Source organism: Blastococcus deserti, assembly GCF_042682525.1.
Taxonomy (GTDB): Bacteria; Actinomycetota; Actinomycetes; order Mycobacteriales; family Geodermatophilaceae; genus Blastococcus_B; species Blastococcus_B deserti.
In genome coordinates this window covers 60,018-80,796 of the sequence record NZ_JBHUHP010000004.1, presented here as the reverse complement: position 1 = coordinate 80,796, position 20,779 = coordinate 60,018, and the positions used below count along the sequence as shown (strand labels likewise).

Genomic DNA, 20,779 nt, shown 5'->3' with positions numbered 1-20,779 from the left:
GGGCTCCCCCTCAGGCCGCGCTCGGCAGGACGAGCGGCTTGATGCAGCCGTCGAGCTTGGCGGAGAACACGTGGTAGGCCTCGGCGATGTCCTCCAGCGGGAACCGGTGCGTGACCGTCTCCCGCGGGGTGAGGTAGCCGTTGCGGACGTGCTCGAACATCCGCGGCCACTGGCGCTTGACGGGTGTCTGGTTCATCCGCAAGGTCAGCCCCTTGTTCAGCGCGTCGCCGAACTTCACCGCGTTGGGCACCGGCCCGTAGGCGCCGACGACCGAGATCGTCCCTCCCTTGCGCGCCGAGTCGATGGCCCAGTTGAGCGCGATGGGGGATCCGCCCTGGAGCTTCAGCTTGGTCCCCGTGACGTGCTGCAGAAAGCTGCCGTCGGCCTCGGCGCCCGCGGCCTCGATGACGACGTCCGCCCCGAGGTAGTCGGTCTGCTTCTTCATCTCGACGACGATGTCGTCGTACTCGGTGAAGTTGAAGGTCTCGGCATGGGCCATGGTCCGCGCCTTCTCCAGCCGGTACTCCAGGTGGTCGATCACGATGACGCGGCCCGCCCCCATCAACCAGGACGACTGCGCGGCGGTCAGCCCCACCGGCCCGGCGCCGAGGACGACGACCGTGTCGCCCTCGGCGATGTCGCCGAGCTGGGCACCGAAGTAGCCGGTCGCCGCGGCGTCGGTCATCACCACGGCGTCCTCGTCGTGCATCCAGTCCGGGATCTTCACGGGGCCGACGTCGGCGAAGGGCACCCGCACGAACTGCGACTGCCCGCCGTCGTAGCCGCCCGTCGTGTGCGAGTAGCCGTAGATGCCGCCGACCGCCGTGGCGTTGGGGTTCACGTTGTGGCAGTTGGAGTAGAGGCCCCGCGCGCAGTACCAGCACGAGCCGCAGAAGATGTTGAACGGCACCATCACCCGGTCACCGACCTGCAGGTTGCGCACCGACGAGCCGACCTCGTCGACCACGCCGATGAACTCGTGGCCGAACGTGTGCCCGATCCGGGTGTCCGGCATCAGCCCGTGGTAGAGATGCAGGTCCGAGCCGCAGATCGCCGCCAACGTCACCCGCACGATCGCGTCGTTGGGGTGCTCGATCACCGGCTTGTCCTTCTCCTCGACCCGGATCTTGTACGGGCCGCGGTAGACCATCGCGCGCATGAGGATCCTCGTGTGGATGACGGACCGGAGACCTCCCTGTGCCCTCGCCGACCGGACGCGAACCGCACGCGATAGGAAGAGGTCATGAGCGACCAGCCGTACACCATGGCCGACCTGGCCGCCGAGGAGCAGGAGCTCCACCTCTCCTCGTTCACCAACGACGACGCCTGGGCGCTCGGGTCCGCGCTCGTCGCCGCCGGCCGCGACCAGGGGGCGCCGATCGCGGTCGACGTCACCCGCAACCGGCACCAGCTCTTCCACGCCGCCCTGGCCGGCGCGACCCCGGACAACGACGCGTGGATCCGCCGGAAGGCCGCCGTCGTGGAGCGGTTCGGGCACAGCAGCCTCTACGTGCGGCAGGCGAGCATCGAGCGCGGCACGACGTTCGAGGCGGAGTTCGGGCTCGATCCCGACGGCTACGCCGCCCACGGCGGCGCGTTCCCCGTCCTCGTGCGTTCGGTGGGGCCGGTCGGCGTCGTCGTCGTGTCCGGCCTGCCCCAGGTGGACGACCACCGCATGGTGGTCGCGGCGCTCCGCGCCCACCTCGCGGCCAGGATCTGAGAGCCGCCGTCGCCCCGCAGGCCGGCCTGGTCGCCCGACCGGACCACGACCGAGCGGTACCGCGCCGGCGCGGGCCGGTGCGGCCCGGATCCGCCGGCCGATCGGCGACCGTGCCGGCCTGCGCCGCGTCCCGTCGCGCACCGGATCCGGTGGCAGGCGACGGGTAGGCTCGCCGGCGATGAAGAGCGACGACCGCCGGGGCGAGAGGTTCACCTACGAGGGCGTGGACGTCGTCCCCGCCACCGGCGAGATCAGGTCGCGCTACTCGCTCGACGGCCGCTCCTTCCAGGAGGTCGTCCGCCTTCCGGCCGGGCTCGACTGGCACCGACCGGCGGTCGCCGCCGCGGCCCGCATCCTCTTCCTGCTGAGCGGCATCTCGTACTACAAGACCGCCGCTCCCCCGGTGATCGACCTCGGCGACACCCCGGTCACCGAGGACGAGGTCGCCTTCCTGCGCGACTTCTACGTCCAGGGCCTGGGCGAGTTCAGCTACGTCAACGACCTGCCGATCGACGACCTGCAGATCGTCGGGGGCCGCCGCGACCTGGCCGCGCCGGTGAGCTGGGAGCTGCCGGAGGAGCGCCCGCTGATCCCCTTCGGCGGCGGCATCGACTCGGTGGTCGTCGTCGAGGAGACCAAGCGGCGGTTCCCCGACAGCAGCCTGTTCATCGTCGGGCGGTTCGACCCGATCGAGGACGCCGCGGCGGTCACCGGGCTGCCGATCGTGCGGGCGAGCCGCACGCTCGACCCCCAGGTGCTCCGGAGCCGGGAGCTCGGCTTCCTCAACGGGCACGTGCCGGTGACCGGCGTCCTCTCGGCGATCGCCGTCGTCGCCGCCGTCCTCGACTCCCGCAGCGCGGTGATCATGAGCAACGAGTGGTCGGCGTCGGCCCCGACCATCGAGGTGGACGGCCGAGGGATCAACCACCAGTACTCCAAGTCCCTGGACTTCGAGGGCGGGTTCCGCCGGCTGCTGGACGCCGTGCTGCCGGGCTTCCGCTACTTCTCGGCGCTCCGGCCGTACTCGGAGCTGTGGGTGGCCGAGCGGTTCGCGCAGCTGACCGAGTACCACCCGGTCTTCCGCAGCTGCAACCGCGCCTTCCACGTCGACCCGGCGCTGCGCGCCTCGGCCTGGTGCGGCGAGTGCGACAAGTGCGCGTTCATCGACCTGATACTGGCCCCGTTCATGTCGGCCGAGCAGCTGCGGGCGGTCTTCGGCGGCCGGGAGCCGCTCGACCGGCCGGAGCTGCTGCCGCGGTTCCGGGGACTGCTCGGCGACACCGCCGCCACGAAGCCGTTCGAGTGCGTCGGTGACGTCGGCGAGTGCCGCGTGGCGCTGGAGCTCGCCGCCGCCCGCCCCGACCGGGCGGGCAACCCGGTGCTGGCGCAGCTGCGGGCCGAGCAGCCGGCCGCCCCCGGGTCCACCGACCGGTACTTCGCCCCGATGGGCGAGCACTTCATCGAAGCGCCGTATGCCGCCGACGATCTCCTGGTCTGACCTGCCGGGCCGGGCCGTCGGGGTCTGGGGGCTGGGCGTCGAGGGCCGGGCGAACCTGCGCAAGCTCGCCGCCCTGGGCGTCACCCCCGCGGCCCTGGTCGACGACCGGCCGCCGTCCGAGGACGTCCTGCCTACCGCGGCCGGCGGGCTGGAGGCCCTCGGCCGGTGCGACGTCGTCGTGAAGTCGCCGGGCATCTCCCGGCGGCGTGAGGACCTCCGGGCGCTGGAGTCCGCCGGCGTGCCCGTGGTGGGTGGCCTCGGGCTGTGGCTGGCCGAGGCCGACCGCGACCGGGTCCTGTGCATCACCGGCACCAAGGGCAAGAGCACGACCACGGCCATCGCCGGGCACCTGGCCACGGGTCTGGGACAGCGGGTGCTGCTCGGCGGCAACTTCGGCACCGCCCCCTGGGACCCGGAGGCGCCGCAGGACGTCGACTGGTGGGTGGTGGAGACCTCCAGCTACCAGGCGACCGACGTGGCCCTGGGCCCCGCCGTCGTGGCGGTGACCTCGCTGAGCCAGGACCACCTGGACTGGCACGGCGGCCCCGAGCAGTACTTCCGGGACAAGCTCTCGCTGTGCGCGCGGCCCGGCGTCCGCCGGGTGGTCGCCGACGGCGACAGCCCGCTCCTGCGGGAGCACGCCGAGCTACTGGGCCCCGCGGTCCGCTGGGTGCACGCGTCCGACGACCGGGGCTGGACCGGCGGGCTCGGCCTGCTCGGGGAGCACAACGTCCGCAACGCGCTGCTCGCCCGTGCCGCGCTGGTCGAGCTCGGCGTGCCCGGTGCCGACGAGGACGACCGGATCGCGGCTGCCGCGCGCGACTTCGCCGGGCTGGGCAGCCGGCTGCGCCCGGTCGGCCGGGTCGGCGGCGTGGACTTCGTCGACGACAGCCTGTCCACCAACGTCCTCCCCACCCTCGCGGCCGTGGATGCCTTCCCGGGCCGGCGGGTCGCCCTCCTGGTGGGCGGGCACGACCGCGGCATCGACTACGCGCCGCTGGCCGAGGGCCTCGCCGGACGGGCGGACCTGCTGGTGCTGTGCCTGCCCGACAGCGGCCCCCGGATCGCCCAGGCGCTGCGGGCGGGGGCTCCCGACCTCGACGTCCGGGAGGTCCCGGAGCTGGCGCAAGGAGTGCGCGCCGGGTTCGAGTGGGCGCGCCCCGACGGCGTGGTGCTGCTCTCCCCCGCCGCGCCGAGCTTCGGCAGGTACCGCAACTACGAGGAGCGCGCCGCCGACTTCGTCCGCAGCATGGAGGTGCTGGCCGAGAGCTGAGCAGCCGGTCGAGGGCCGATCGAGCGGCTCGCTCGAGGCGCATCTCCCTCCCGTGCTCCTGGGGTTCGGTGGAGAGCGGCGGCCGGGCCCTCGTGTCCGTGCCCGCAGGCGGCGCTGCAAAGCTGCCCCGTGTCCCCGCCCCGCTCGAGCCGAGAGGACCCCATGCCGAGCTTCGCCGGCCGTCTCCTGCCCGGGCTGTTCCGGCTGCTCGGTTTCCGACGCCAGTTCGCCAGCCCGGAGGCCATGCTGCGCGGGGTGCAGGACCGCCTGGTGCGGCCCGTCCCGTACGGGCCACCGCGGGGATTGCGCTCGGTCGAGATCGAGGTGGACGTCGGCCACGACACCGGCTGGCCGGTCTACCGGTTCCTGCCGCGTCACCGCACGCCTACCCGTGCCGCCGTCTACGTGCACGGCGGCGCCTGGGTCAACCAGATCCACCCGCTGCACTGGCGGCTGGTCGCCGGGCTGGCCGCCCGCAGCGGCGCCGCGGTCACCGTTCCGATCTACCCGCTGGCGCCCGTCGGGACTGCGGCGACGGTCGTGCCCTCCGTCGCCGATCTGATCGCTGCGCTCGTCGACCGGTACGGCGCCGGGCGGGTCGCCTCCCTGGGGGACTCCGCCGGCGGGCAGATCGCGCTGTCCGCGGCGCTGCTCCTGCGCGACCGGGGCGTGCCCCCGCTGCACCGGACCGTGCTCATCTCACCCGCGCTGGACCTGACCCTCGCCAATCCCGAGATCGACCTGGTCGAGCCACGGGACCCGTGGCTCGCCCGGCCCGGCACCCGGGCGGCGATCGAGCTCTGGCGAGGCGACCTGCCGATCAAGGACCCGCTGGTCAGCCCCCTGTTCGGTGATCTCGTCGGCCTCGGCCCCCTCACCGTCTTCAGCGGCACCCGCGACATCACCAGCCCCGACACCCGGCTGTTGGTCAGCCGCGCTCGTGCGGCCGGTGTACCGGTCGACCACCACGAGGAGACGGGCCTGATCCACGTGCACCCCCTCCTGCCGGTGCCGGAGGGGCGGCGGGCGCGGCGGCTCATGGCCGGCGTCCTCGCCGGCTGAGGCTGTCGATCAGGTCTTCTCCGGTTCCGACAGACCCTGCGCCGCTCACCGTGAGCCGGCTGACTGGCCCGGATCGGCCCACTCGAGAACAGCGTGACTCTGTCCGCGACGCTTCCGCGGAAGCGCGGTCAGGGGTCATGGCGTGACGGCGATTCCGCGGGAACGTGTCGTCGCTGCGGCGAGCAGCCGTAAGCGGCCCACTCAGACCTTGGGAGACCGCTGAGACGCTTCCGCGGAAACGCCGACAAGGTGTGCGCCTTGTCGGACGCTTCCGCAGGAGCGTCCGACCTGCGACTGTGCCCGTGAGGGCGCACCCGGGGCACCCGTGCAGGCGGGCACCTCCGTCCGTAGGTTGCTGGGCACCCGGCGCCGTGATGGACCGAACCGGCTGGAGCGCCGCCGAGAGGTCGCACAGATGGGGGGCCCCGATCGCGCTCAGGGGGCTGGCGGAGTCATCCCGTCCCGCAGCAGCCGGAGCAGATGTGACTCCGTCTCCGGGTTCAGCTCGGGCACGGTGACTGGCCCATCATGTCCGGAACGGTCCGCCAGCCACCGGGCGAACTCGAGCAGGAGCTCATCACGCTCCCACCGCTCGCGCACGATCTGCTCCTGCTGGGCCCGGTCGGCATCGGTCAACCACCGGATCGTCACGGCGCACAGGCTGCACCCCGAGAACCGGCCGGACAATCGGTGGTGGCGGCCTCGTTCCTGATCGGCCGAGTCGAAGCGGTGCCGGCCGTGCGGGTGCTCCTCCACGGCGACGGGGCACCCGGATGAGCAGGCGTGTTCTTGGACGACTTGTGTCCCGAAGCGGCCTACTCCGTGACAGTCACCGTCAGCACCGTCGACATGGGCAGCTCATCGGCCCTCCCTCCTCGGCTTGACGGGCGGCGGTAACCGGCGAGGGCCCCGCATGTTGCGATGGGCTGAGGCCCTTCGACCCTGTCGATGCCAACGGCCGCAGCGCGATCATCCAGCGCTAGCCAGTAGCAGTAGGTGGGAGATCGTGAACCTGGTTCGCGCGGGCTCGGCCAGTGGGGTTGTCGCGGGACTTCTGCTTCTGCCCGGGATCATGGGTCACGACGTCGGGCCCCGCCTCGGTGAGACAACGCCCGACGAGTTGGTTGCCTTCTTCGAGTCCGAGGCGACATTGATACAGGTCGGGACCGTATTGGGCGGCTTAGCTGCGGCCTTCTTCCTGATCTGGCTCGGATCGCTTCGTGGCTCATTACGGCTGACAGAAGGTCGATTCGGACATATCTCCGATGTGGCCTTCGCCGGCGGCTTGGTGACGGCCGCGTTCTACCTCATAGCGGTGCTGTGCATGGCGGCCCCTCTGTTCCGGGACCTCGCCGCTCTGGATCCGACCACCGTTCAGACGTTCTACTCATTCAGGTTGCTCGGGGAGGTCCTCTGGTTCTCGCCTTTCCCCGTTGCAGTATTCGTGGGCGCTGTCTCCATCGCCGTGCTGACTTGGCGGATCTTGCCCCGCTGGACAGGCTGGTTCGGCGTGTTGGTGACCGCCATGGCGCTACTGTCCGGTCTACGTCCCCTCGCAGGCACGGGGTCCACCGCTTCTGGCGTTCTGGACGCCGCGGGCATCCTGATGCATTTCATGTTTGCGCTGTGGATGGTTCTGACTGCTCTCATCATGACCATGAGGCCTGTTCGTGCTCGAGATGGCGAAGCGGCGTCAGTGGCTGGGACGGTCTAAGAGATCACCTCACGATCTGAAGAGCTCCCGAACCGTTCCTCATGCAAGCACACTGAGTGGCGCCGCTCGGGTCGGCCCCGGAAAGGTCATCATGGCTGACTCCGACCCAGGGGTCTCCCGACGAATGGACCGCTGGTCGGGTGGCTGCTTCATCGTCGCCGCGTTGCTCATCCTGCCCGTCATCGTCCACCCTGACATCTTCCAGACGACGCTCGCCGACGCGGCCCTGGACACCACGCTGTGGGTACCGATGCACGCGGGGCTCGTTATCGCCGCGATCTCGTCGCTGGCGGGGTTGTTCGGCCGCTATGCCCCTCGCGCCGACCGCCTGGGCCGATTGGGTGCCGTTGGGTTCGCCCTCGCTGTTCCCGGCCTGGTCATGGCAGCCTGCCTCTTCTACTGGGAGGCGTTCCTACTGCCGGTGATCGCTGCGCACGCTCCCGAGGTAGTCGCCTGGGACGGCCCAGTCGTCACTTCGTGGGCCGCTGTCTTCAGCGCATCGTTGGCCGGGCTGTGGGTCGTGGGACTGGCCCTGCTGGGCCTCGCCCTATGGCGCTCCGCCATCGTGCCCCCCGGGGCGGCGCTGACTCTCACGATCGGTGCGGTTGCGTTCCCGCTGCTCGCGGGACCGTTCGTCCCGGTCCTCGGGCCATTGTCGACGTTGATTTTCGCGGGCAGCCATGTCTGGATCGGCGTGGCTCTACTGACGGGCGCAGGAGGGCGAACTGCGAACCCGGGACTGGGACGCGCAGCTCCAACCTTCGTTCCTCGCAGCGGGACCCAGCGGTCAGGAGAAGAAGTCACGAGTGGCTGAGCCCAAGACGGGCGCCTGAAGCGTTGCAGGGGCACCGCATGCGCGGGACTCCACCGTGGCAGGTCCCGGTCCAATGTCTCCGGGAACGGGCTGAGCGCCGCCTTCCCGGGATGCCGAAGTGACTTCCCAGTGCGCGGTGGCTCTGTCCCGCGACGGCTGCGACTACAGGCGCGCGACGGCATCTACGCCAGCGTGACTTCGCGCCCTCCGGCGCCAGAACCGCTCCGACATCTGCTGCACCGGGGTGGTGCACAAGGGAAGCGGCACCGTCTTCCCCAAAGGGAGTTGGCGCAGCCCTCCCCGAGCGCCCTCCGACGGTAGGCGCGGGTTGGTCGTCGACCGCACGCGCTGCAACATGAGCCAGCATCCGCCGACACGGGACCCGACACCGCAGGCCTGACAGACGACGCAGGCTGTCCCTACGGAGGCCTTCAGGGTGAACGCCGCCGACTGCGGCGACACGGCAGTTCGATCGGCCACCGTCGGCGGCCGGCTCAGCGCGGGCTGGCCGCGGTCGCCCGCGGCACGGGGCGGACCTCCCGAGCACCCGTCAGCTCGTGCCCGCCCTCGCACACCAGACCCAGGTGCACCGGCGAACCGCAGTCGCGGTGCTCCAGCTCCAGGGGCGGGACGTCGTCGGCGAGGTACTTGTCCCCCCACTGCATCAACGCGACCAGGGTCGGATAGAGGTCGATCCCCTTCTCCGTCAGCCGGTACTCCTGCCGCTGCCGCTCCCCCTCCGCCTGGTACGGCACCCGACGCAGGATGCCCTGGTCGACGAGGGTGGCCAGCCGGTCGGTGAGGACCGCCTTGGGTGCGCCCAGGTTGCGCTGGAAGTCGGCGAACCGGCGGACGCCGAGGAACGCCTCCCGGAGCACCAGCAGGCTCCACTTCTCCCCCACCACGGCGAGGGTGCCCGCCACCGAGCACCGGGACCGGTCCCACGAGGCATCGCTCACATCCGCATCCTAACCAGGCTGGGTTCACTTGACGAACCTCGAAAGGAGGAGCACAGTTCGTCTTACGAACTCAGGAGGCCGCGATGGACATCGCAGTGGCTACCAGGCCGGTGGAACCGGCGGACCGGACGCTCTTCTGCCGGCTGTGGGGGCGCCTGTCCAAGGAGACGGTGTACCGCCGGTTCCACTCGCCCGTGCACTCCCTCCCCGAGGAGACGGTCCGCCGCCTCGTGACCGTCGACCACGACCTGCGCGAGGCCGTGGTGGCCGTCGTGGGCGGGGAGGTCATCGGCGTGGCCCGGTACGACCGTCCCGTCGGCGACCCGTCGACCGCCGAGGTCGCCGTCCTGGTCGAGGACGCCTGGCAGGGCATGGGCGTGGGCCGGCAGCTCCTCGGCGAGCTCACCGGCCTCGCCGCCCGCCGCGGCGTCCGGCGCCTCACGGCGACCGTCCAGGCAGACAACCAGCCGGTCCTCGGCCTCGTCCGCCGGCTCCTCCCTGACTCGACGCTCGTCCCCGACGCCGGCGTCTACGACGTCGTGAGCCCGCTGCCGGCCAGCGCGCAGCCGGTATCCGCCGAGGCCCCTCCCGACCCCCTCCTCGCAACCGCCAGTCACTAGCAACCGGAGGAAACGCCATGTCCCGCCTGCAGAACGCCTTCAGCCACCGCCGGGCCGTCCGCGCCCACCTGCGCGAGGAGCGAGCCCTCGCCCGCGCCCTGGCCGCCGCCCCCACCGTCGAGTCCGCCCACGAGATCTCGGCGCTGCTCGCCCGACGCTGATCTCAGCTTCGGAGGGGGAACGAGTGGTGCTCGTGGGCGACCACCCACCGTCCGTCCTCCCTCCGGAGCCCGAGCGTGATCCGCAGCCGCCTGCCCGGCTCACGCGCCAGCTCCTCGGCGGTGCCGCAGCGGAGCAGGGCGAACGCGAATGCCACATCGCGGCCGGCGGTCACCTCCAGGCCGACGATCTCGAACACCGCACCCTGCCGCTGCCATGCGAAGAACGGCGGCCACGTCTCGCGGTAGGCATCGAGCCCGCGGACGCCGTCGTCCGGCGGCGGCACGTCGAACATGACGAGGTCGGCCGCGTGGTCGGCCAGCACGCCCTCTAGGTCCTCCTCGTGGACCGCACGCGCCCACCGCTGGACCAGTTCCCGGACCTGCGCCTCGTCGTCGGTCATGAGCTCTCCGACGTCCCGGCGCGGCGGAACTCATCGCCGCGCAGGGATCAGCCCTGGTCCTCCCGCAGCCGGCAGGCGAAGAGGAAGGCCGGCGGCACGTTCAGCGGCGAGATCCGGCGGCGCACCGACGGGAACAGCCGCCGCAGCTCCGACTGGATGAGCGGCGAGTACTGGATGATCAGCGCCACGCCGTCGGGCCTGAGGACCCCTGGCAGCGAGTCCAGGATCCGGCGGCGCAGGCCCGGCTCGAACGAGGTGAACGGCAGGGCGCACACCAGGACGTCGGCCCGCTCCTCCCCCAGGTGCTCGCGGAGGTTCTCCGCGGAGTCGCACACCACCTGCAGCCGCGGGTCGTCGAAACGCTCCTCCAGCACCTTCGCCAGCCGCGGGTCGATCTCCAGGGCCAGCAGCCGCGCGTCGGGCGCCATGCGCGCGAGGACCTCGCCGGTCTGCGAGCCGGTGCCCGCGCCGAGCTCCACGACCAGGGAGGCGCCGGGCACGTCGGCCATGTCGAGCATGTCGCGCACGGCCAGGCGGGACGTCGGCAGGATCGCCCCGACCTGCCGGGGGTTGGTGGCGAACGCGCGAAGGAAGCGGAGCCGATCTGCCAGTTGCTGATTCATGCGGCCCTTCCGCAGCCGGAGCGGAGCGGGTCCGGCGCCCGGCTCCCCGCAGCACGATGGCACGGACTCGTCGCCCGTGCACCACCGCCCCCCGGACACGCGTAGACTCGCGGCCGGTCGCTGTCGTGCCTCTGCTTCGTTCTCGAACGTCCGCAGTCGTCTTCTGCCTGACGTTCCTCGCGGTCCTGCCGGTGGTGCAGCGACCCGACGACCGGTGTCTGCCGGTCCGGACACCTCCAGCACGGAAGAAGAACAGCATGGCTCAGGGCACTGTGAAGTGGTTCAACGCGGAGAAGGGCTTCGGGTTCATCGCCCAGGACGGCGGCGGCGCCGACGTCTTCTGCCATTACTCCGCCATCCAGTCGACCGGCTACAAGTCCCTCGACGAGGGCCAGCAGGTGGAGTTCGACGTCACCCAGGGCCAGAAGGGCCCGCAGGCGGAGAACGTCCGCCCGCTCTGATCCACCGGAACGGGGGTCACGGCGCAGTGCGCCGTGACCCCCGTTCTGCTGTTCCGGGGCTCTGCTGTTCCGAGGCTCTGCTGTCCCGAGGCTCTGCTGTTCCGAGGCTCTGCTGTTCCGAGGCGTGGATCACCCCTGCCGGTCGGTGACGGCCGCCTCCTCGAGGCGATCGGCGAGCTCGGCGAACGAGGCGGACAACCGCTCGTCCTGGATGCCGGCCGCGTAGGACTGGAAGACCAGTCCGGCGGCGGCCTGCGCAGCCTGGGCCACCTGGTCGATCTCCTCGGCGATGGGGTAGGCCTCCCCGGGCGGCCACGGGTGCGGCCAGTGCCGCGGCCACGGGATCGTGCCCGGCCGGGTCAGGCACCAGTCGTCGCCGACCTCCTGCAGCACCTCGCGGACGTCCCGCCCGGCGAACTGCGCCGCGATGGCGGCCTCGGCGACGGCTCGGGCCGCGGACACGGTCTCGAGGAGCAGTCGTTCGCGCGGCGGCAGTGGCTGCGGGTTGAGGAACACCTCGTCCCCGAACCGCCGGCTCGTGCGCAGGCCCTGGTGCAGGATCGGCACGTGGGGGTGCACCAGCTCCCACAGCCGGGGGTCGAGTCGAGCGAGGATGCGCAGAACACTCATCGATCGGGCCATGCGGACACCGTCTCCCAGGGAAGGGCGCCCGGTCGGCGCCGGTCCGGGGACGCTAGCCCGGGACCTGCGGGCGGCCATCCCTCCCGGGCTCGCCGCGGACCGCGACGAGCAGCGCGCCCGGCGAGTGCGTGCCGAGCGTCCCGGAGGGCCGCCGTAACGTTCAGGGCATGAGCCGCACGCACCCCGAACTGCGCACCCCGCCACCGCTCCCGGACGGCGGCCTGCGGGTGATGGCCCTCGGTGGTCTCGGGGAGATCGGTCGCAACATGACCGTGTTCGAGCACGCCGGCAAGCTGCTGATCGTCGACATCGGCGTCCTGTTCCCCGAGGAGCACCAGCCGGGCGTCGACGTCATCCTCCCGGACTTCACCTCGATCCGGGACCGGCTCGACGACGTCGTGGCGATCGTGCTGACCCACGGGCACGAGGACCACATCGGCGGCGTCCCCTACCTGCTGCGCGAGCGGGCCGACATCCCGCTGGTCGGCTCCCGGCTGACACTGGCGTTCATCGAGGCCAAGCTCAAGGAGCACCGCATCCGGCCGGTCACGGTCGAGGTCGCGGAGGGCGATCTCGAGCAGTTCGGCCCCTTCGACCTCGAGTTCCTCGCGGTCAACCACTCGATCCCCGACGCCCTGGCGGTCGCCATCCGCACCGCGGCGGGGCTGGTGCTGCACACCGGCGACTTCAAGATGGACCAGTTCCCGCTGGACCGGCGGATCACCGACCTGCGCGGCTTCGCCCGCCTCGGCGAGGAGGGCGTCGACCTCTTCCTCACCGACTCCACCAACGCCGAGGTCCCCGGGTTCACCACGTCCGAGGGCGAACTGGTCCCCGCCATCGAGAAGGTCTTCCGCACCGCCCCCCGCCGGGTCATCGTCTCCAGCTTCGCCAGCCACGTGCACCGCATCCAGCAGGTGCTCGACCAGGCCCACGCGCACGGCCGCAAGGTGGCCTTCGTGGGGCGGTCGATGGTCCGCAACATGGGCATCGCCCGCGACCTCGGCTACCTGACCGTGCCCGACGGCCTCGTGGTCGACATGAAGGTCCTCGAGAAGCTGCCGGCGGACCAGGTGTGCCTGGTCTGCACCGGCTCGCAGGGCGAGCCGATGGCGGCCCTCTCCCGGATGGCCAACCGCGACCACGTCATCCGCATCAGCGAGGGCGACACGGTCCTGCTCGCCAGCTCGCTGATCCCCGGCAACGAGAACGCGATCTACCGGGTGATCAACGAGCTGACCCGGTGGGGCGCCAACGTCGTGCACAAGGGCAACGCCAGGGTGCACGTCTCCGGCCACGCCAGCGCCGGCGAGCTCGTCTACTGCTACAACCTCGTCCAGCCGCGCAACGTCATGCCGGTGCACGGCGAGTGGCGGCACCTGCGGGCCAACGGCGACCTGGCGATCCGCACCGGTGTGCACCCGAAGGGCGTCGTCATCGCCGAGGACGGGATGGCCGTCGACCTGGTCAAGGGCCGGGTGCGCATCAGCGGCAAGGTGCCGGCGGGCTACGTCTACGTCGACGGCGAGACCGTCGCCACCGAGGCCCACCTCAAGGACCGGCGCAACCTGGCCGAGGAGGGCGTGATCACCGTCGTCGCCATCGTCGACGCCGACACCGGCATGCTCGCCGAGCCGCCGGACTTCCTCGCCCGCGGCTTCGTGCACGACGAGACGACGTTCGAGGCCGTGGTGCCGCTCGTCGAGAAGGCGCTGGCCAAGGCCGCCGAGGAGGGCGTCGGGGGCGCGACCCAGCTGGAGCAGCTCATCTCGCGCGCCGTGGGCACCTGGGCGCACCGCACGTACCGGCGCAGCCCGATGATCATCCCCGTGGTCATCGACGCCTGAGCTGCCGACCCCCGACGGGCCGGGGGTCGCCGACCGGGTCGGGACAGCGGCCGGCCCGGTGCCTTCGGCGGCCGCGGGGTGGCGGCCGGTCCTGGTCCATCCGGTGGCGCGGGGGCAGCGCCGGCGATGCGCGGGGCAGCAGGGAACGTCACATCGCCGGGGGGCGTTGGGGGTGGCGGGGCGCCGATCCGCGTCACCGATGCGCGACCGAGGAGGGGCGATGGACTACCTGCGCCGCCTGCAGATGGAACGGCCCGTCCTCTTCTGGATCGTGCTGCTGGTCGCCTTCCTGCTCGGCTTCCAGCTGCTGTTGTTCGTCGTCGGCCTGATCCTGGGGCCGTTCGGGGTGCCGTCGTGGGTGCCGTTGGTGATCGTCCTGGGCGTCCTCGTGGCCATCGCCCGCCGGCAACAGCGCTCGCGGTAGAGGCGGCGAACAGCGCCACCCCCGACGCCGGACCAGAGGGAATGGTTCCCCGTGCGCCGGCGCTGCCGCGCCGAGGACGGCCTCCCGCAGACGTGGCGACGGCCGAGCAGTCAGTCGAGGTCGCGGTGGGCGGCCCACAGCTCACCGGCGCGACGGGCGGCGTCGGACACCAGAGCCGCACGCTCCGGCCGGTCCGGCACCGGGAAGGAGATGCACGTTCCCCGGCCCCCGGCCGTCGGCCCGCCGTAGGCCCTCGCCGCGAGGCGCCCGTCCTGGAGGAGCCGGTCGTCGAGCGTGGTCAGCAGGAACTCCTCCCGGCGCCGCGTGTCCGTCCGGCGACGCCGGGACGGTGACGTGGATGGCCCGCGCACTCACGTCGACGGCGACGTGGCTGCTCATGGGCGCATGCTGGCACGTGGACAGGCGCCCGTGAGGGCCCCCTGCCCGCCCGCGGAGCACCGGTCAGGCGATCCGCTCCGTCAGGCGCACGGTGACGACGTCGCCGGCCTGCTTGCCGATCGCCCGCCGGACCTGCGCCGCCACCGGCAGCTTGTGGGTCCCGTCGCCCAGAGCCATGAACGAGCCGCGGAACGGGTGCCCGTCCACGCTCCCCCGCACCTGGACCAGCCCCCGGGTGCCGAAGAACTCGGCCGATCCCGGCATCTGCACGTACGTCCAGCCGCCCTTCGCCGGGCTCCGCACCAGGGTGGCGGTGAACTCGGTGTCCAGCGGTCCCTGCCCGCCCGCGCGCTCGGTCATCCCGTCCTCCGTCCGGACGACGTCCATCCGGAGCACGACGTCCGTCGGGGCTAGGACGTCGGCCGGCGCCGGAACTCATCGGTCGCGCGGACCGTCTCACCGGGACGGCGCGCACACGGGTCAGGCTCGCGGCTGGAGGACGAAGTCGTACCGCGCCTCGATCCACGGCCGGTCGCTCGTGCCCCCGTCGGGAGTGGGGCCGGGGTCGCGGTCCTCGAAGCGCACGACGAGCTCCTGCTTGGTCCCGAAGACCACGTCGCTGTCCAGGTACTCCGCACCCTCCTGGAACAGGTGGGTGATCAGCGGCTCGTAACCGGGCACGTTGAGCAGGAAGTGGATGTGCGCCGGCCGGAAGTGGCTGATCTCCGTGCGGGCGATCAGGTCGCCCACGGGGCCGTCCATCGGGATGGTGTAGCCCTTGGGCGCGATCGTCCGCACGCAGTAGCTGCCGTCCTCGCGGGAGGTGTACTTGGCCCGCAGGCGCGCCTCGTCCACCTCGCCGAGCTGCGCCTCGTAGACGCCCTCGTCGTCGGCCTGCCAGACGTCGAGCACGGCCCCGGGCACGGGGTCGCCGGCCAGGTCGCGCACGATCCCGTGCACGTACAGGGGCACGCCGTCCAGCCCTTCCGACATGTCGCCGCCGAAGCCCAGCTCGGGCGAGCCCTCGATGTGGAACGGGCCGAGCACGGTGGCCGGCGTCGCGGCCGGGTCCAGGCGGTGGTTCATCTGGACGACGAGCATCGACAGACCGAGGACGTCGGAGGCGAGGATGAATTCCTCCCGCTTCTCGTTGCTGATCTGCCCGGTGCGGGTCAGCCAGTGCATGGCGGCCATCCACTCCGCCTCGGTCAGCCTGACCTCGCGGGCGAAGTCGTGCAGATGCCGCACCAGGGCGGTCATCAGCTCGGCCAGGCGCGGATCCTTCGCCGTCGCCCAGCGCTCCACCGCCAGATCGGTGATGTTCTCCTCGGTGACCAGCTGCACGGCTTCCTCCTGGGACGGGAACCGGACGGCGGGCGCCGCCCGGGGAACGAGCGGGTCAGGGCGTGAGCACCAGGCGCGCGCCGACTCCTCCCGATGCCTGGCGGCGCCAGGCCTCGGAGACCGCGCCCAGCGGCAGCACCTCGTGCGCCACCGCGAGACGGCCCTGGGCGGCATGCGCCACCACCGCGGTGAGCGCCTCGGCCCGCTGCGCGGGCGTCAGCGCGTTGTTGGTGTAGCCGAGCACCTCCGCCGACCGGCTGCGCAGCACCGCCGACGAGAACTCGGCGACGTCACCCGAGGCCCCTCCGAGGTTCACCAGCCGGCCTCCCTCGGCCAGGACCCGCGAGGCGGCCGTCGCGGCGGCGCCGAACACCGGGTCCACGACGACGTCGGCCTTGCCGTTGCACGCGTCCTGGAACCGGGCCGTCAGGTGGTCGACGTCGCCGGCGAGCGGGACGACGACGTCCGCCCCGGCCGAACGCGCCCGCTCCTGGGCCAGCTCGGAGCGACACACGGCGACGACCCGTCCGGCTCCGAGCACCCGGGCCGCGCCGATCGCCGCCTGCCCGACCGCGCCGCCGGCGCCCAGCACGAGCACGTGCTCCCCGGGGCGCACCCGGCCGCGCCAGCTGAGCGCCATCCAGGCCGCCACCGCCGACAGCCCGAGCGCGGCCAGGTGCACGTCGGGGAGGTCGCCGGGAACCGGCACGACGTCGACGTCGCGGACGGCACAGCGTTCGGCGAGGCTCCCGTCACCGGGCGCCATGCCGGCGCTCGTCGCGAACCAGACCCGCGTCCCGGGCTCGTGCACGGCCGACCGCTCGACCACGCCCACGCCCTGCACCCCCGGCACGTAGGGCACCGCGGGGACGCCGAAGTACGAGGTGCCCGACGCGGCCAGCAGGTCGAGCGGGACGACCGGCGCGGCGGTCACGCGGACCAGCGTGGTCCCGTCGCCGCCGGCGGGATCAGGGTGCTCCGCGTGCTCGGGCGCGCTGCCCGGCACGGTGAGCACGGCCGCCTTCACGCCGTCCCTCCGGGAGCCGGCTCCTCCTGCGGGGCGACGTACACGGCGTTGCGGTCGACGGCGAGGTAGGCGTCCATGCCGATGGGACGACGCCGCTCCTCGGCGATCTGGCCGAGCAGTCCGGCCGCGCGGGCCAGCAGCGCGAAGCCGCGCAGCAGCTCGACAGGGAGGCCCAGGTCGGCCAGCGCCGCGCCGCACACCCCGGCCCCGTTGAGCGGCAGCCGGCGGCCGAGCACCTGCTCGTGCACCCGGCCGATCGCCTCGAACAGCCGCAGGTGCGGGCCCCGCAACCCCTCCTCCTCCGCGATGCCGATGAGAACCGGCGTCCGGGGGTCGCGCACCTTGTGCACCGGGTGCCCGAGGCCGGGTACGAAGCGCCTCGCCGCCCGTGTCTCGGTGACCGCCCGGAGCGCGAGGGCGTCCCACCCGGCGTCGTCCTCGGGCAGGGCGCCGTCGTGGCGCTCCACCACCTCGTGCAGGTAGGTGCCGCAGTCCTCCGTCACGCCGAGGAACCGGGAACCGCCGCCCAGCAGCCCGGCGGCCAGCGCGCCCTGCAGGGAGTCGGGCGCCGACAGGTAGGTCAGCCGGGCGGCGATCGCGGTGGGCGTGAAGCCGTGGTCTGCCAGGGCCACGAGCACGGCCTCGAAGACGCGGGTCTCCGACGGCGTCGGCCGGCGCATGCCGACCAGCCAGAAGGCGAGCTCCCCGAAACCCACCTTGCCCATCAGATCGGCGGTCAGGTCCTGCCCGAGCAGCCGGATCTCGTCGGCGGTGGAGGTCCCCAGGGAGGTGGGGAAGGACAGGGGCGCGCCGTCTGCGGGGGTGGTGGGGCGGGACTGACCAGCAGGGCTCATGCCGAGCGCTCCTTCTCCTCGGGGGCGGCGAGCCAGCGCCGGATCTCAGCACCGTGCTCGTCGAGGGCCGGCGGCGGCAGGCGGTACTCCGGCGCGGTGGCGGAGAAGGTGATCGGGTTGCGCACGGAGGGGATGGCGGCGCCGCCCCGGCCCACGGTCACCACCGGGCCCAGGCCGATCTCCTCGGCGAAGGCGACCCCCTGGTCGATGGTGTTGATCGGTCCGCAGGGCACCCCGGCACCGATGATGTCGCGGAACCAGTCCATCTTCGACCGGGTGCGCAGGCGCTCCACCAGCAACGGCCGGAGGGCGTCGCGGTTGGCGGTCCGGTCCTCGTTGCGGCGGAACCGCGGGTCGTCGACGAGCTCGGGCACGCCGAGGACCTCGCACAGGCGGCGGAACTGCCCGTCGTTCCCGGCGGTGACGATCAGCTCCCCGTCGGCGCAGGGCAGCGGCTCGTACGGGAAGAGGCTCGGGTGGCTGTTGCCCATGCGGAAGGGCACGACCCCGCCGGCGACGTACGCGCTGGTCTGGTTCACCAGGCCCGACAGCGCCGAGGAGAGCAGGTTGACCTCGACGTGCTGGCCGCGGCCGGTCTCGTGCCGGTGGTTGAGCGCCGAGAGCACCCCGATCGTGGCGTGCAGCCCCGCCATGACGTCGAAGAGGGCGACACCGGCGCGGTAGGGCTCACCGTCGGCGTCGCCGGTGAGGCTCATGAAGCCGGAGATCGCCTGCACGATCAGGTCGTAGCCGGGCAGGGACGCGCCGCCCGGCCCGCTGCCGAAGCCGCTGATGGAGGCGTAGACGACGCCGGGGTTGACCGCCGCCACGCTGTCGTAGTCGAGACCGAACCGGGCCAGGCCACCGGGCTTGAAGTTCTCGACGAGGACGTCCGCGCGGCGGGCGAGCTCGCGCGCGAGGTCGGCGTCGGCGGGGTCCTTGAGGTCGAGGGCGACCGAGCGCTTGTTGCGGTTCACGCCCAGGTAGTAGGTGGACACCCCGTCGCGGACCGGTGGCTGCCAGGTGCGGGTGTCGTCGCCGCCCGGCCCCTCGACCTTGACCACCTCGGCACCCAGGTCCGCGAGCAGCATCGTGCTGTAGGGCCCGGCCAGGATCCGGGAGAAGTCGGCGACCAGCAGGCCCGACAGCGGGCCCCGGCCGGTGACCGCGGGTGTGGGGTCCGGTTCTGCGGTCATCAGCGCTGCGACACCTTTCGACGGGTTCAGCGGATACGGACGCTCGTCCGGACCCGCCCGGGCAGTCTCGACAGACCGGCGCTCGACTGTCAACCCGCAGCTCCGCGATGCAACGAAACCGGCCGGGACGTCTTGACAGAAGGCGTGCGCGACCGCGACGGTGACCGGCGTCGCATCGAGCGACCGCTCTGCGGACGTCTGTCCGCGTTGAACGACGACGTTCAGGAGGAGACGATGACCCACCCGGAGCCCACCCCGGCACCCGGTCGCCCGGTGGTGCTGCGCAACGGCACGGTGCTGGTGATGGACGGGGCAGGGAGCGTCCTCCCCGACACCGACGTCCTCATCGTGGACGATCGCATCGCGGCGGTCGGCGCGGGTCTCGAGGTGCCGGAGGGCACGCAGGAGATCGACGCCCGCGGCGGCATCGTCATGCCCGGGATGATCGACACGCACCGGCACATGTGGCAGACCGCGATGCGCGGCTACGGCGCCGACTGGACGCTCACCCAGTACTTCGTCTGGTACTACCTCGAGCACGGCAGGAAGTTCCGGCCCGAGGACATCGCCGCCGGCAACCGGCTGGCGGCCATCGAGTCGCTCGACGCGGGCGTCACCACGACCGTCGACTGGTCGCACAACCTGCACACCATCGACCACGGCGAGGCCGCCCTCGAGGCGCTGCGGTCGGTGCCGGGCCGGTTCGTCATGGCCTACGGCAACATCCAGGCCGGCCCGTGGGAGTGGAGCGCCGACCCCGCCGTCCGTGCGCTGCTCGAACGGCTGCGCGACGACGCCGACGACATGATGGGCGTGCAGATCGCCTTCGACGTCACCGGCGACCCGGCCTTTCCCGAGAAGGCGGCGTTCGAGGTGGCCCGCGAGCTGGGCATCCCGGTGACGACGCACGCCGGCGTCTGGGGGGCCACCAACGACGACGGCATCCGGCTGATGCACGAGCACGGCTTCATGACGCCGGAGACGGTCTACGTCCACGCCTCGACGCTGACGAGGGACAGCTACCAGCGGATCGCCGCGACCGGCGGCTCGATCTCTGTGGCCACCGAGTCGGAGTGCAGCGCCGGCCAGGGGCACGCGCCCACCGAGCAGGTCCTGCAGTACGGCATCCCGGTGTCGCTGTCGATGGACACCAGCGTGTGGTGGAGCGGCGACATGTTCTCCGCCATCCGGGCGACGCTTAACGCCGACCGGATGGCCGAGCACATGGACGCGCACCTGAAGGGCGAGACCGTCACGCACCTGCGGCTGCGCGCCCAGCGCGTCGTCGAGTGGGCCACGCGGGGCGGCGCGCACGCGATCGGCCGCGACGACCTCGGCTCGCTGGAGCCGGGCAAGAAGGCCGACGTCGTCCTGATCAGGAACGACGACTCCCCCGTCTCCTTCCCGCTGCTCAACCCCTTCGGGCACGTGGCCTTCCAGGCCCAGCGGGGCGACGTGCACACGGTCATCGTCGACGGCCGGGTGGTGAAGCACGGCGGGAAGCTGGTCGGCATCGACCTCGCCCCGGTGCGCCGGGAGATCGAGTCGACGATCGAGTACCTGCGCTCGGAGATGGGCGACGAGGCGTGGCAGCAGGGCATGTTCCCCGAGATGCCCGCCGCCGAGGCCGAGATCCTGGAGAACCCGTACCAGTACACCGACTACAAGGACGAGGGGAAGCGCGCCGGCGGGGAGGAGCGCGTGCTCGGACGCTGAACGGCGAGGGGCGCTGACCCCTTC

General features: G+C 72.2%; 24 protein-coding genes. 12 read left to right on the top strand and 12 right to left on the bottom strand.

Annotated elements, in window-relative coordinates; translation table 11 throughout:
- Positions 1–10 precede the first annotated feature (10 nt).
- A complete protein-coding gene (locus tag ACFSHS_RS05255) occupies positions 11–1,159 on the bottom strand; it encodes a zinc-dependent alcohol dehydrogenase (protein WP_376872690.1) in 1,149 nt (382 codons plus the stop codon).
- 84 nt (positions 1,160–1,243) lie between these two features.
- Between ACFSHS_RS05255 and ACFSHS_RS05250 the strand changes: the two genes are divergently transcribed.
- The 4 genes from ACFSHS_RS05250 to ACFSHS_RS05235 all read left to right on the top strand — a co-directional run bounded on the left by ACFSHS_RS05250 (position 1,244) and on the right by ACFSHS_RS05235 (position 5,553).
- Positions 1,244–1,720, top strand: a complete 477-nt coding sequence (locus tag ACFSHS_RS05250) for a heme-degrading domain-containing protein (protein WP_376872688.1) — start codon at positions 1,244–1,246, stop codon at positions 1,718–1,720.
- 178 nt (positions 1,721–1,898) lie between these two features.
- A complete protein-coding gene (locus ACFSHS_RS05245; RefSeq protein WP_376872685.1) occupies positions 1,899–3,218 on the top strand; it encodes a MurL-like N-terminal domain-containing in 1,320 nt (439 codons plus the stop codon).
- Positions 3,193–4,491, top strand: coding sequence for a UDP-N-acetylmuramoyl-L-alanine--D-glutamate ligase (gene murD / locus ACFSHS_RS05240; RefSeq protein ID WP_376872682.1), 1,299 nt, complete (start codon positions 3,193–3,195; stop codon positions 4,489–4,491). The genes ACFSHS_RS05245 and murD overlap by 26 nt, the downstream gene beginning before the upstream one ends.
- 162 nt (positions 4,492–4,653) lie before the next feature.
- Positions 4,654–5,553: an alpha/beta hydrolase fold domain-containing protein gene (locus ACFSHS_RS05235; RefSeq protein ID WP_376872679.1), complete on the top strand. Its 900-nt coding sequence runs from the start codon at positions 4,654–4,656 to the stop codon at positions 5,551–5,553.
- Positions 5,554–5,988: 435 nt separating this feature from the next.
- Here the strand turns inward: ACFSHS_RS05235 and ACFSHS_RS05230 are convergent, their stop codons facing one another.
- Positions 5,989–6,204, bottom strand: a complete 216-nt coding sequence (locus ACFSHS_RS05230; RefSeq protein ID WP_376872676.1) for a hypothetical protein — start codon at positions 6,202–6,204, stop codon at positions 5,989–5,991.
- A gap of 355 nt (positions 6,205–6,559) precedes the next feature.
- Between ACFSHS_RS05230 and ACFSHS_RS05225 the strand changes: the two genes are divergently transcribed.
- Positions 6,560–7,267 carry a hypothetical protein gene (locus ACFSHS_RS05225; RefSeq protein ID WP_376872673.1) on the top strand — a complete coding sequence of 236 codons (708 nt, stop codon included), beginning with the start codon at positions 6,560–6,562 and terminating at the stop codon, positions 7,265–7,267.
- Positions 7,268–7,358: 91 nt separating this feature from the next.
- Positions 7,359–8,081, top strand: coding sequence for a hypothetical protein (locus ACFSHS_RS05220; RefSeq protein ID WP_376872670.1), 723 nt, complete (start codon positions 7,359–7,361; stop codon positions 8,079–8,081).
- A gap of 494 nt (positions 8,082–8,575) precedes the next feature.
- Here ACFSHS_RS05220 and ACFSHS_RS05215 read toward each other — a convergent pair whose 3' ends face one another.
- Complete coding sequence (locus ACFSHS_RS05215) at positions 8,576–9,040, bottom strand: winged helix-turn-helix transcriptional regulator (protein ID WP_376872667.1); 465 nt, start codon at positions 9,038–9,040, stop codon at positions 8,576–8,578.
- A gap of 83 nt (positions 9,041–9,123) precedes the next feature.
- Between ACFSHS_RS05215 and ACFSHS_RS05210 the strand changes: the two genes are divergently transcribed.
- Together ACFSHS_RS05210 and ACFSHS_RS05205 are read left to right on the top strand one after the other, a co-directional pair.
- Positions 9,124–9,660, top strand: a complete 537-nt coding sequence (locus ACFSHS_RS05210; protein WP_376872664.1) for a GNAT family N-acetyltransferase — start codon at positions 9,124–9,126, stop codon at positions 9,658–9,660.
- 17 nt (positions 9,661–9,677) lie between these two features.
- Positions 9,678–9,821 (top strand): hypothetical protein, encoded by a 144-nt coding sequence (locus ACFSHS_RS05205; RefSeq protein WP_376872661.1) that lies wholly within the window; start codon positions 9,678–9,680, stop codon positions 9,819–9,821.
- Positions 9,822–9,823: 2 nt separating this feature from the next.
- On the opposite strand, the gene ACFSHS_RS05200 is transcribed toward ACFSHS_RS05205, so the two are convergent.
- Positions 9,824–10,222: a YybH family protein gene (locus ACFSHS_RS05200; RefSeq protein ID WP_376872658.1), complete on the bottom strand. Its 399-nt coding sequence runs from the start codon at positions 10,220–10,222 to the stop codon at positions 9,824–9,826.
- A 47-nt stretch (positions 10,223–10,269) separates the two neighbouring features.
- Entirely contained in the window at positions 10,270–10,845 is a 576-nt protein-coding gene (locus tag ACFSHS_RS05195; RefSeq protein ID WP_376872655.1) for a class I SAM-dependent methyltransferase, read from the bottom strand.
- A 257-nt stretch (positions 10,846–11,102) separates the two neighbouring features.
- Here ACFSHS_RS05195 and ACFSHS_RS05190 point away from each other — a divergent pair, with 257 nt between their 5' ends.
- Complete coding sequence (locus ACFSHS_RS05190; protein WP_376872652.1) at positions 11,103–11,306, top strand: cold-shock protein; 204 nt, start codon at positions 11,103–11,105, stop codon at positions 11,304–11,306.
- A gap of 129 nt (positions 11,307–11,435) precedes the next feature.
- Here ACFSHS_RS05190 and ACFSHS_RS05185 read toward each other — a convergent pair whose 3' ends face one another.
- Complete coding sequence (locus ACFSHS_RS05185) at positions 11,436–11,948, bottom strand: hypothetical protein (RefSeq protein ID WP_376872649.1); 513 nt, start codon at positions 11,946–11,948, stop codon at positions 11,436–11,438.
- Between the two features lie 167 nt (positions 11,949–12,115).
- On the opposite strand from ACFSHS_RS05185, the gene ACFSHS_RS05180 reads away from it, so the two are divergent.
- Positions 12,116–13,795, top strand: coding sequence for a ribonuclease J (locus tag ACFSHS_RS05180; protein WP_376872646.1), 1,680 nt, complete (start codon positions 12,116–12,118; stop codon positions 13,793–13,795).
- A 220-nt stretch (positions 13,796–14,015) separates the two neighbouring features.
- Positions 14,016–14,219 (top strand): hypothetical protein, encoded by a 204-nt coding sequence (locus ACFSHS_RS05175; protein ID WP_376872643.1) that lies wholly within the window; start codon positions 14,016–14,018, stop codon positions 14,217–14,219.
- Positions 14,220–14,329: 110 nt separating this feature from the next.
- On the opposite strand, the gene ACFSHS_RS05170 is transcribed toward ACFSHS_RS05175, so the two are convergent.
- The 6 genes from ACFSHS_RS05170 to ACFSHS_RS05145 all read right to left on the bottom strand — a co-directional run bounded on the left by ACFSHS_RS05170 (position 14,330) and on the right by ACFSHS_RS05145 (position 19,039).
- Positions 14,330–14,590 carry a hypothetical protein gene (locus ACFSHS_RS05170; protein WP_376872641.1) on the bottom strand — a complete coding sequence of 87 codons (261 nt, stop codon included), beginning with the start codon at positions 14,588–14,590 and terminating at the stop codon, positions 14,330–14,332.
- Positions 14,591–14,681: 91 nt separating this feature from the next.
- Positions 14,682–14,978: a DUF1905 domain-containing protein gene (locus ACFSHS_RS05165; RefSeq protein ID WP_376872639.1), complete on the bottom strand. Its 297-nt coding sequence runs from the start codon at positions 14,976–14,978 to the stop codon at positions 14,682–14,684.
- 120 nt (positions 14,979–15,098) lie between these two features.
- Positions 15,099–15,962 carry a dioxygenase family protein gene (locus tag ACFSHS_RS05160; RefSeq protein ID WP_376872637.1) on the bottom strand — a complete coding sequence of 288 codons (864 nt, stop codon included), beginning with the start codon at positions 15,960–15,962 and terminating at the stop codon, positions 15,099–15,101.
- Positions 15,963–16,017: 55 nt separating this feature from the next.
- Complete coding sequence (locus tag ACFSHS_RS05155) at positions 16,018–16,989, bottom strand: zinc-binding dehydrogenase (RefSeq protein ID WP_376872635.1); 972 nt, start codon at positions 16,987–16,989, stop codon at positions 16,018–16,020.
- Positions 16,986–17,843, bottom strand: coding sequence for a citryl-CoA lyase (locus ACFSHS_RS05150; protein ID WP_376872633.1), 858 nt, complete (start codon positions 17,841–17,843; stop codon positions 16,986–16,988). Before ACFSHS_RS05150 ends, ACFSHS_RS05155 begins: the two co-directional genes overlap by 4 nt.
- Positions 17,840–19,039: a CaiB/BaiF CoA transferase family protein gene (locus ACFSHS_RS05145; RefSeq protein WP_376872630.1), complete on the bottom strand. Its 1,200-nt coding sequence runs from the start codon at positions 19,037–19,039 to the stop codon at positions 17,840–17,842. The genes ACFSHS_RS05150 and ACFSHS_RS05145 overlap by 4 nt, the downstream gene beginning before the upstream one ends.
- Before the next feature lie 234 nt (positions 19,040–19,273).
- Here ACFSHS_RS05145 and ACFSHS_RS05140 point away from each other — a divergent pair, with 234 nt between their 5' ends.
- Positions 19,274–20,755 carry an amidohydrolase family protein gene (locus ACFSHS_RS05140; protein WP_376872627.1) on the top strand — a complete coding sequence of 494 codons (1,482 nt, stop codon included), beginning with the start codon at positions 19,274–19,276 and terminating at the stop codon, positions 20,753–20,755.
- Positions 20,756–20,779 lie beyond the last annotated feature (24 nt).